Annotated in this window: 8 protein-coding genes; all 8 read left to right on the forward strand. The window is 57.8% G+C overall.

The genetic code is table 11. From position 1 onward, the window contains the following. Positions 1 to 223: 223 nt before the first annotated feature. Positions 224 to 2590 carry a hypothetical protein gene (locus CVT63_00085; GenBank protein ID PKQ28951.1) on the forward strand — a complete coding sequence of 789 codons (2367 nt, stop codon included), beginning with the start codon at positions 224 to 226 and terminating at the stop codon, positions 2588 to 2590. Next, positions 2587 to 3297, forward strand: coding sequence for a glycosyl transferase (locus tag CVT63_00090; protein ID PKQ28952.1), 711 nt, complete (start codon positions 2587 to 2589; stop codon positions 3295 to 3297). The genes CVT63_00085 and CVT63_00090 overlap by 4 nt, the downstream gene beginning before the upstream one ends. Positions 3298 to 3359: 62 nt before the next feature. Further along, the gene (locus tag CVT63_00095; protein PKQ28953.1) at positions 3360 to 4208 is read left to right on the forward strand and encodes an ABC transporter; all 849 of its coding nucleotides are present in this window, start codon (positions 3360 to 3362) and stop codon (positions 4206 to 4208) included. Positions 4209 to 4222: 14 nt separating this feature from the next. Next, the gene (locus CVT63_00100; GenBank protein PKQ28954.1) at positions 4223 to 5458 is read left to right on the forward strand and encodes an ABC transporter ATP-binding protein; all 1236 of its coding nucleotides are present in this window, start codon (positions 4223 to 4225) and stop codon (positions 5456 to 5458) included. Then, positions 5355 to 6743: a hypothetical protein gene (locus tag CVT63_00105; protein ID PKQ28955.1), complete on the forward strand. Its 1389-nt coding sequence runs from the start codon at positions 5355 to 5357 to the stop codon at positions 6741 to 6743. The genes CVT63_00100 and CVT63_00105 overlap by 104 nt, the downstream gene beginning before the upstream one ends. A 15-nt stretch (positions 6744 to 6758) precedes the next feature. Continuing rightward, complete coding sequence (locus CVT63_00110; protein PKQ28956.1) at positions 6759 to 8555, forward strand: glycosyl transferase; 1797 nt, start codon at positions 6759 to 6761, stop codon at positions 8553 to 8555. Positions 8556 to 8686: 131 nt separating this feature from the next. Further along, positions 8687 to 9964 (forward strand): hypothetical protein, encoded by a 1278-nt coding sequence (locus CVT63_00115; GenBank protein PKQ28957.1) that lies wholly within the window; start codon positions 8687 to 8689, stop codon positions 9962 to 9964. Next, positions 9961 to 10944, forward strand: coding sequence for a hypothetical protein (locus CVT63_00120; protein PKQ28958.1), 984 nt, complete (start codon positions 9961 to 9963; stop codon positions 10942 to 10944). Before CVT63_00115 ends, CVT63_00120 begins: the two co-directional genes overlap by 4 nt. Positions 10945 to 11046 lie beyond the last annotated feature (102 nt).

An 11046-nucleotide genomic window follows, 5' to 3' on the forward strand; every position in this document is an offset into this window, starting at 1 on the left:
CGCGAAGCGCGTGGGGTGGGGAGAGGGTTGGGGCAGAACCCCCCTAGCCCCCCTTGTCAGGGGGGTACCTCGCCCCACACCTTAATCCTCCCGCCGTCTGAGGTGAAGGAGACCAGAAGAATGTTGGGGTGAGGGGTATAGTGGTAGCCTGAACGGGGGTTATTTTCGAAGCAGGTCTTTTTTTAAAGTTTGCCTGACCTGACACCAAAGTTAAGGGGGGTTGTTGAAAGAGAAGTGGGGCAAAAAAGATTGGTTGGTGTTGCTTGGGCTTCTTGCACTGGCGACGCTCGCGTGGTCGCGGGTGCTGTTCATGCGGCAGTGGTCGTTTGGGATCGAGACTGATTTCATCCGGCAGTTTTATCCGGCCCGTGTTTACGCGACCGGATCACTCGCGTCCGGCGTGTTCCCTCTCTGGAATCCGCATGTGCTCTCGGGGCACCCGTTTTTCGCTTCATATCAGACCGCTATGCTTTATCCATTGAACCTCTTGATGGTAGGCTCGTACGCCGCCGCCGGCGCGACGTTCCCGCTCAAGGCCCTGTGCGTGTTCGTGGTTTTCCATTTTTTCCTTGCCGGCGCCTTTACTTATATCCTTTCGCGCGATCTCGTGCTCGGCAGGGCCGGCTCAACAGTTGCCGCTGTCACTTTCATGTTCTCGGGATACCTGGCGGCGCACGCGGGGCACATAAACCAGGTTTCCGCCGCGGCGTGGATGCCGCTGATATTTTTTCTGTTCAACCGCGCGCTGGAACGCCGGCGCTTCTCATGGGCCGTTGGCGCGGGCGTCGCGCTGGCGGCGGCGATCCTGGCCGGACACGTGCAACCGGTCTTTTATCTGTGCGCGCTCCTTGCTGGCCTGACGCTTTTTCGGGCGTGGCAACATTACCGCTGTGAGACTGAAGGAACCGGGATCGCATTCGGGATCGCGTCGCTCGCCATCACGGTTGCGGTCGGCGCGGGCCTGGCGGCGGCGCAGTTGTTCCCGATGTACGAGCTCATCGGGCTATCGACACGGAGTCGGATGCCTTTCGACATCGCTCGAACCTCGAGCCTTCCCAGGTGGCAGACGCTGAACCTTGTGTTCCCAAAATTCTTTGGCGCCAACGTGGCCAACTACACCGGCGGATGGTTTATATGGGAGACGTACGGCTACTGCGGAATAGTGGGGGGGGCGCTTGGGATTGTGGCGCTTTTGCGCCGCCAGCGCGCATTTGTTCTGTTCCTGATGGCGGCGCTTGTTGGATCGCTTATCCTCGCGCTTGGGCCGGCCGGGTACATTTATACGTTGCTTTTCAAGGCGGGGTTCTTTGTCAACCGTTTTCGCAACCCGGCGCGCATCCTTGTGGTGTTCGCGTTTACTTCCGCTCTGCTTGCTGGACTGGGGGCCGACCATATTGTCCGGACATTCGCCGAGGAGGGGCGCGCGCGCTACGCCGCCGCTACGCGCCTTGTCGGTTTTCTCGCGGCGCTGTTGCTCATCCTGACTGGCGCTCTTTCTGTGTTTCTGCTTTTGAGAGGTGGCAAGCCCGTCCAGAACGGCATCGCCTTCAAGAGCATGATAATGCCGGTGGCGCTGCTCCTGTTGTTTCTGGGATTGCTCACGCTGGCGCGACGCGTGAAGCTGAACGCCAGGACGCTGGCGATAGGCATACTTCTTCTGGTGGCGGTGGATCTGATAGCGCAAAACGTCCCGTGGGTGATGGTGAAAGTCAAACCTGGCGATTTTTACGGCGACGCCGCGGCGTCGCGTTACGTGGCCTCACAACATGGCGCCTTTCGCGTCGAGACGGACGCGCATACCATGTATAAGTCGCTGGACAACGGCCCGTTGTACGGCCTGGATAAAGCCACGGGAGATGATTCGCTTGTCCTTGCCGACTACAACAACTACCGTGAGATCATTTTGCCGCAGGTTTCTCCCGGAGTGCAGATAGGGCTGTTCTATGATGGCGCTTTGAACTCCCCGATGCTGGATCCGCTGAATGACGCGTATTTTCTAACGCGCCAGCCGATCAACCCCGTGTTGCTGCGACAGGGCAAGCTCAAGCTTGACCGCCGCATGGGGGGGGTATACGTGTATCGAAACACCACCATCCTGCCGCGCGCCTGGATGAGCGACGCCCGCGCGTACAGCGACAACCAGAGGATTTACGACGAGCTTGTCCGTACGCGCGGGAAAGACATTCGTAGCACGGCCCTGGTCGTGATGCCTGATGTGGCCGCTTCCCGCGGACAGGGCGCGCCCGTGCCGGCGGTCAAAAGGCCCGTGGTTCTACGCGAGCGGTCGGCGCACAGGTTGCTGCTCGAGTGCGATCCGATTAGCCGTGGTCTCCTCGTCCTCTCAGAGATGTACTACCCCGGCTGGCAGGCGTACATCGACGGCAGGAAGGCCGAGACGTTCAAGACGGACCTCATGCTTCGTGGAGTGATGCTTCCCGGAGGCCAGAAGGAGGTCGAGTTCCGCTTCGAGCCGCGAAGCCTTCGAATGGGAATCGCGGTCTCTCTCACTTTCGCCGCGCTTTTGTTGCTATACTTTGGAATCCTTGTTTTCGCATCGCTACGCCAACCGGCGCGAGAGGAAGAAGTTTGAAGCTTTCGGTGATCATGCCGACGCATAACGAAGAGGCGACAATCGAAGAAGTGATTCGCCGTGTCCGCGCGGTCGATCTCGGGGACGTGGCGCTCGAGGTCATTGTGGTGGACGACGCGTCCACGGATTCCACGCCTTCGAGGCTGGCCGCCTTCGAGGGGAAAGAGAACGTGACGGTTTTATCCCACCAGATAAACCGCGGCAAAGGCGCCGCTATCCGCACAGGGCTCGAGTCGGTCACCGGAGACATGGTGATCATCCAGGACGCCGATCTCGAGTACGATCCCGGCGACTACCCGCGTCTTATCGAGCCTGTAATGACCGGGCGCGCCGACGTCGTTTACGGCAGCCGCTTCAAGGGCAGTTGTGAGAACATGGCTTTCGCGAACCTTGTGGCAAACAAGATACTGGCGTGGACGGCCACGTTGCTGTTCGGGAAGCGTATTACAGATGAGGCAACCTGCTATAAGGTTTTTAAGACGGACGTGTTGCGCTCGTTCGATCTTCAGTGCGAGCGCTTCGAGTTCTGTCCCGAGGTGACCGCCAGGGCGCTTCGGGGAGGGTACCGCCTGCTCGAAGTTCCGATTTCCTACCGCGCCCGGACGGTCGAGGCCGGCAAGAAGATTCGCGCGTCCGATGGCATCCAGGCGGTGTGGACGCTGGTGCGCTTCAGGTTCAAGCGCAAGCGCATACGGAAGAGCGCCTGATGATGTTCTGTTAGAATTAGTGGTCAACCCGAACGATATTCAGACCAGGATTCATTTATCAGATGATGATAGAAAGACTCAAAGATCTATGGTGCCACCGGGAGCTCCTCTTCAACATGACCAGGAAGGAGCTCAAGGTCAAATACAAGCGCTCAGTGCTGGGGTTCGTGTGGTCGTTCATGACTCCGCTCATCATGCTGGCCGTCTTCAGCCTCGTCTTTTCAATTCTGGCCAAAACCCCCATGAACTGGTTTGTGATCTACCTGATGTCAGGCCTCTTCCCGTGGCTGTTTTTCGTGAACTCGCTCATGCAGAGCGTTGGCTCAGTCGTCGGCAACCCGGGTCTCGTGAAGAAGGTTTACTTTCCCCGCGAGGTTCTGCCAATCGCCTCGGTAGGCGCGAACATATTCCACTTCATCCTGCAGATGCTGATCCTGCTGCTGTTTCTCGTCATTATCGGCTGGCACTTTTCAATATACATCTTGTACCTGCCGCTGGTGATGTTGCTCGAGATCGTCTTAACGATGGGCCTGGCCCTCTGCATCTCCTCGGCGAACGTTTACTTGAGGGACGTCCAGCACTTCACGGAAGTCGCCACAATGGCGTGGTTCTGGCTGTGCCCTATCGTTTACACGATTGGCGCAGTGATGGGCCAGTTGGGAAGTTTTTTCAAGCTGTACCTGTGCAACCCAATGACCAACATCGTGCAACTTTACCAGTTTATAATCTATAATCCGCGCTTCTACGCCCCAAAATCTTATATAGAAGCGCGTCCACCCAGAGGGCAGCCGGCCGTGATCTACCTGTCTTTCTGGGGCATATTCGCCACGATTGTCCTGTCGGTACTGTTGCTCGTCTTCGGCTACTACTATTTCATCATGAAGGAGCGCGGGTTTGCCGAGCAGATATAACACGGTGATGTGATATGGGATCGAATTACGCGGTAGAAATAAACGGCGTCTCCAAGATGTTTAAGCTCCATCACGAGAATGTGCGGAGTTTAAAGGAAAAAGCGCTCTTTTTCAACAAGCGAGGTTACGAGAAGTTCTGGGCGCTCAGGGACATCGACATCAAGGTCGAAGGGGGCGAGACCCTGGGCATCATAGGGGCAAACGGATCAGGCAAATCGACGTTGCTCAAGCTGATGACGAAGATACTCTACCCGACGAGCGGCAACGTCGTCACCAGCGGCAGCATCGCCGCGCTCCTCGAGCTGGGCGCGGGCTTCCAGCCCGACCTCACGGGGCGCGAGAACGTATATTTGAACGCCTCTATTCTCGGTTTCTCAAAGAAAGAGGTTGACAGGAGGTTTGACGATATCGTCGCGTTCGCGGAGATGGAACGGTTCATCGACAACCACGTGAGAAACTACTCGAGTGGCATGTATATCAGGCTCGGGTTCGCCGTCGCGATAAATGTCGACCCGGACATTCTGATTATTGACGAGGTGCTGGCGGTTGGCGACGAAGCCTTTCAGCGCAAGTGCCTCGAGCGTATCGGAGAGATACAGGACGCCGGCAAGACGATCGTCTTTGTCACGCACAACGTTGAAATCACCAGGGAGATTTGTTCGAAGGTCATCATGCTGGACGAAGGCGTCATCGTTAAGGAAGGCAACCCTCGCGAGGTCGTCAACTATTACCATCAGCAGATGGAGAGCGACGACGCGGAGCGCTCCGAGCGCGGCAACCGCAAGATAGAAGTGCTTGGCGTCTCTCTTCTCGACGAGAAGGATCAGCCGGCCAACGATTTTTATACCGGGCAGGACATGAAGATACGGGTGGCGTATCGCGCCAACGAGCCTGTCGAAGACCCGGTGTTCGGCTTCTCGATAGACGATTACCGTGGTTTCACGGCATACGGCACCAACACGAGGCTAAAAAATCTCAAGTGCGGCACGATCACGGGGGAAGGTTTCGTCCAGTTCGACCTGAAGTCGATGCCGATGCTGGAAGGCCGCTATCTCGTGAGCATAGCTATTCATAACAGGGACGAGAGCACGATCTATCACTGGCTCGATAAGCATTATCCGTTCAGCATGCACTCGGACATCAGTGATGTGGGGCTGCTCTACATACCGTCGAGCGTCACTATCGTCCCAAACCCCGCTCATCGCCCGTCGCGGGGCCCGTCAGTGGAGGCTACTCATGAGCCCGGTTGAGATTGACATCGAGGATCTCCTCACTGACGTGGCGAACGCGCTCAACGAGCGAGAGACAGGCAGGCGCCAGTCGTACCGCTCCGAGGTTCGCGAAGTAGAAGACGTCATCTATCTGATGCCTGGCGCGTGGCAGAGCATCACCAACAGCCTCACGGCGCTGGATCAGAGCCTCGCCCCGATCTCCTCGGCGTTCACTGCCACGGATACGTCGCCGCATGAGCGTGGCGGGATCGCGCACGGTGTAAAAGGGATAGTGAAACGCGCGATTCAGAAGTCCGTGTACTGGTATGTGAACCCGGTAGTCGCGCAGCTTCACAGCATGCACTCGTCCACGGTGCGCGCGATGCACGAAGTTGCCGATCAGGTGAAGAGCATGAACGACCGCCTGGAGATTCTCGAGAAGGACAACCTGACGACGCGTGTGCGGGCCCTGGAGGGAGAGAGGTTCGACGAGAGGATAGGGCGGCTCGAGCGCGCGTGGAGGCAGAAGGACGCGGATATCCGTGAAGAATTTGAGCCAGCGGCGGGCCCGGCGCCCACACTCATAGAGAGTGATCGCGGCGCGGGAAAAGGCCGCGCGCCAGAGTGTGTGGATCCGCTGTTCCACTTTGACTACTACTGGTTCGAGAGCATCCACAGGGGCGACAGGGCGCTGATCAAGCGTCGCCAGCAGCCTTACATTGGTTACTTCGAGGGATGCTCAAATGTGTTGGATATCGGGTGCGGGCGCGGGGAGTTCCTCGAGCTCATGACCGAGAAGGGCATCGGCGGCTACGGCATTGATATCGAGGGCGACTCGGTGCAATCATGCGCAGATCTGGGGCTCGACGCCAGGAAAGCCGAAGCACGTGAGCATCTTGCCGCGCTGGGAGAGAACAGCCTGGATGGCGTATTCATCTCGCAGGTCGCCGAGCACATGACGCCGGGCGAGCTCATCGAGATGGTCGGACTTGCCTGCTCGAGGATAGAGCCTGGTGGATTCATTGTGGTCGAGACGCCGAATCCGCAGTGCCTGCTCATATTCGCGAGTTTCTTCTACGCGGATCTCTCGCACGTGCAGCCGATACACCCCGAGACAATGAGATTCCTCCTGCTATCAGCGGGCTTCAAGGACGTGGAGATCAAGTTTGTCAATCCCGTGCCTCGCAATCAGAGACTTGGTAAAGTTGTGATACAGGACATAGCGCCGGGCGAGATATGGGTAGATGAGCTGAACGCGAACATGGACAAGCTCAACTCCGTGCTGTTCGGCGATATGGATTACGCGGCGATAGCAAAGAAATAGTCACAGAAGGAAGATATGGACGAGCAACCGACTATCGTCATACATGATTGGGACGACACCGACGGGGCGTCAAAACTGGCCCGCTCTCTCTCGTCCGGCCCGCTGGCGGTCACCGCAAGGAAGATTGCCGTTGTTGCTCATGCGGAGCACAGAGCGGCGCGCGAGCTGCTTGCGTCGATGGGTTTTGAAGTTATACAGGCTTCGGTTGGGGCCACGTCGGGTGAGCGAAAGAACATGGGGATCAAATCGGCGCGCGGCGACGTTGCGCTTCTGTCATCGAAAGCCCAGCTCATAGATAACGAGTGGCTTTCAAAGCTCTCCGAGGAGGCGGGATCCTCCCTCGCGGGAGTGGTGGGGTGCAAGGTGGTGGACGATAGAGGGATGATCCTCAACGCGGGCTTTCACGTGCTGTCTCCCGAATGCGAGCTTTTCCCGCTTGGCGGTGGCAAGAAAGATATAAACCAGTACTACTACGCGCGGGAGGTGGAAGGTGTCGATTCCACCTGCATGTACATCCGGCGCGAGGCGCTCGATCGCGTTGGCGGCTTCGACGCGGATCTCGACGGGCACTATGACGATCTTGATTTCTGCCTGAACGTCAAGTCCGAAGGGTTTCCCGTTATGTGCGCCGGTCGCGTGAAGGTAGCCGTGCACGGCGGCGCGGACACGGCGCGCCAGGTCACTGATGCCGCGCACGAGGCGTACCGTGAACGACGGGCGGCGTATTACGCCGACAGGTACGATACCCGTGTCATGTGGCACTCGTGGATCAACGCGCCCACGGGGTACGCGGTTTCTTCGCAGTACCTGGTGCTCGCTCTCGAGCAATTGAACGTGGATGTGCGCTACGGTTTTGTGTACGGCGTCGAGGAGGCGCCGAACGATGACAGGCGCATCATGGAGGTGCGCCGCAAGACGAAAGACCTGGATGTAACTCAGGTTGTGTACGGGCAGGGCGACGTTTTCTTCAAGAACAGTGGCGCTTACAGGGTCGGCTACTCAATGCTGGAGGTCACCGGCATCCCCGCGGACTGGGTCGAACAGGCGAACGCGCTGGACGAGGTGTGGGTTCCGTCTCAATTCAACAAAGAAACGTTTGCCGCGAGCGGTGTCACAAAGCCTTTGTATGTGATGCCACTGGGCGTAGACACAAACTACTTTCATCCATTCATCGATTCGCGCGAGATCGAGGGCCGCTTCGTGTTCCTGTCCGTGTTCGAATGGGGCGAGCGAAAAGCCCCTGAGGCTCTGCTGCAAGCGTACAACCAGGAGTTTTCGTCCAGCGATGACGTGCTCTTGCTCCTGAAGGTCAACAACACCGACCCTGCCGTCAATATCGAACGTCATATCGAGGCTATGCGCTTGAGGGCCGAACGGGCGCCCATGGCGATTGTGCTCAACCAGAACATTTCCAGCTACCAGATGGGCTCGCTCTACTGCTCCAGTGATTGCTTTGTCCTGCCCACGAGGGGGGAAGGTTGGGGCATGCCCACGCTGGAGGCGATGGCGTGCGGGTTGCCGACTATCAGTACCAGTTGGAGCGCGCAGACTGAGTTTTTCAACGATGATGTCGGTTATCCCATCAACATTAAAGGGCTCATTCCAGCGGTCGCCAAGTGCCCTTACTACGACGGCTTCGAGTGGGCGGATCCCGACGTTGACCACCTGGCTTCGTTGATGCGGCGCGTGTACGATAACCGCAAGGAGGCGCGGGCAAAAGGGTTGCGCGCTTCTATCCAGGCGCGCGAGAAGTGGACATGGCTTGACGCCGCCAGGCGCATAAAGGCGCGGCTCTGTGAAATCTCCGGCTGAGAGGAAAATGCTATAATTTCTCTTGGGGTCAGGCAACGTCTACCGCTTTAGCGGTAGACGGAAAGGTAGACGGTGCCTGACCCCTGGCGTCTACCGCTTTAGCGGTAGACGGTGGGAAAGGTGGTGGATAGTTGTCGAAGAAACGGATGGGCGAGGAAGCAAAAACTGAGGCCGCGGTTGAGGAAACGCTTCAGGGCCTTTCTTTGCGCTTGCGCGAAAAATCTCCCAACGGGCATCGCATCCAGACTTTCGATGACGCGGCGCTTATGGAGAACCTTCATCTGACGAACGCCGTCTATGACAGCAACCTGCCGGGGGATGCCACGAGCGAGCGCAAGATCGTGGCGCCGCTGGTCGCCTTCTTCAAGCGCGTTATCAGGAAGTTGACCGCGTGGTACATCGATCCGGCGATGGATCAGCAGCGCATTTTCAATGCGTCTACAACTCACACGATAAACGAGATGAAGCAGTATCTCGACCACATCCAGATAAACGAGGACATTCTTTCTACCATAATGCACCGCGATATCGCGCTCTTCCGCGCGAACGTCCTTTTTCTCAACAGGTATCTGGAGCGGCGCATGGCGGAGTTCGAGAAGGAGCTCGCGCTGCTACGCGCTCACGAAGCATTGCTTGCGGCGCCCGACGGGGAGGTTGGCGGGAATGGCGCCGCCGCCGCGAGCGACCCGTTTGCGACTATTGACATCCTGACTCTGGAACAGCGGGTGCACGGCTCACCCAGGAAAGCGAAGGATCGTCTGCGCGCGTACGTCCCTTGCTTCAAGGGTTGCGAGAACGTCCTCGCCATCGGATGCGGCAGGGGCGAGCTCCTACAGCTCTTCGCGCAGGAAGGCATAAGTGTCAGGGGAACGGAGACTAACCCGACCCTCGTTGGCTACTGCAAAGACAACGAGTTGGACGTCCTGATGGCGAATCCGGTCGATTATCTGGAGACGCTCGCGGACGGCTCGCTCGATGGCATCATCCTCTCGAGATTCGCCGGGCACGAGCCGCCGGCGCGCCTGGTGAGGATGCTCGTATTGTGCAGAAACAAGCTGGCGAGTGGCGCCCCGCTTGTCATAGAGACACCTAATCCGTTCTCGATTTATGTGGTTACTTCATACGCGATGGAGAGTTCCGAGCAGGCTCACCCGCTCCACCCTGAAACACTCAAGCAACTCTGCATCTCATACGGGTTCACCGAGCCGCAGGTCATGTTCCTCAACCCGCTACCGCCGGAGGAGCATCTCGAGGAGCTCGAGCTGGCGATGAGCGGGGTGTTGCTCGATACACGCCAGAAGGAGTTTTTTCAAAAGATCAACGAGAACTTCGGCAGGCTCAACCGCATCCTCTTCAGCCACCGCGACTACGCGATTGTGACAAATCGTGGCGGCGGGGATGGTACATGATGGACGGGTTCAAGTACGAAGATAAAATCGACTTAAGCGATGAAAACCAGACGTACACGAAATCCATCGCGATGGTCGGAAGCAACAAGAAAGTCGTAGATTTTGGTTGCGCGACAGGCTTTGTCGCGCGTGTGCTGTCAGAGAGCGGTTGCGCCGTTACGGGCATCGAGATAGATCCTCAGGCGGCTGAAGAGGCTGCCAGGTACTGTGACGAAGTAATAGTCGGGAACCTCGATGAGATGGATATAGAGCAGGTTCTCGGCCCCGGGAAATATGATGTCGGGTTTTTCGGGGACATCATCGAGCATCTCAAGAACCCGCGCGCGGCGCTCGAGCGCATGCGCGATTTGCTTGCGCCGGGAGGCTACGTCGTACTGTCCGTGCCGAACATCGCGCACGCAAGCATTCGGCTTGCCATACTGAAGGGCCGGTTCGATTATGAGGACACAGGCATTCTCGACGCGACTCACCTCAAGTTCTATACGCGAGAGAGCATTGGCGACCTGCTGGAGAGTTGCGGCTACCTGGTGGAGACCATAGACTCAGTTGATCAGAAAGTGGAAAAAGACGCGCTCCACGAAGCTCTTGACCCGCTGGGACTGGCCAACCTCGAGGAGGTGGTCAAGGCTTTTTCGGAGTGGGAGGCCGTTGCGTTCCAGTACGTGGTGAAGGCGTCGCCGGCGACCGAGGAGGCTCATATGCAAAGGTTGTCTGATGAGAAAGTGAAGGCGGAGCACAGGCTGAGGGTGCTCGAGCGTGAGGTCGTCGAGTACCGCAAAATGGCGGACAACATGAAGAAAATGGAGGCACAGATCGAGAAGATGGAAGCAGAAATGAAAAGAACCAGTGAGTACGCGAAGGCGGAAGTCGAGAAGTCCGGCAAGTACGCGAAGGGCCTCGAGAAAGCTATCCAGGATAAGGACGCCTACATCGCGCAACTCGAGGAAGCGATGGCAGAGAGCAAGCGGCGGGCAGGCTGAAACGCAACACAGCGTTGGTGTTGCGTTGGGGTCAGGCCCCTGTGTTGCGTTTAAGGAAGTTGCGGTCTGATCGGGGTTATTTTCGGATCCCTGGCGAGAGGA

This window comes from Candidatus Anoxymicrobium japonicum, assembly GCA_002843005.1.
Taxonomy (GTDB): domain Bacteria; phylum Actinomycetota; class Geothermincolia; order Fen-727; family Anoxymicrobiaceae; genus Anoxymicrobium; species Anoxymicrobium japonicum.

Bases quoted from the DNA above. Each gene is read 5' to 3' on its own strand.
- CVT63_00095 (PKQ28953.1), top strand. From the start codon at position 3,360: ATGATGATAGAAAGACTCAAAGATCTATGGTGCCACCGGGAGCTCCTC.
- CVT63_00100 (PKQ28954.1), top strand. From the start codon at position 4,223: ATGGGATCGAATTACGCGGTAGAAATAAACGGCGTCTCCAAGATGTTT.
- CVT63_00105 (PKQ28955.1), top strand. From the start codon at position 5,355: ATGTGGGGCTGCTCTACATACCGTCGAGCGTCACTATCGTCCCAAACC.
- CVT63_00110 (PKQ28956.1), top strand. From the start codon at position 6,759: ATGGACGAGCAACCGACTATCGTCATACATGATTGGGACGACACCGAC.
- CVT63_00120 (PKQ28958.1), top strand. From the start codon at position 9,961: ATGATGGACGGGTTCAAGTACGAAGATAAAATCGACTTAAGCGATGAA.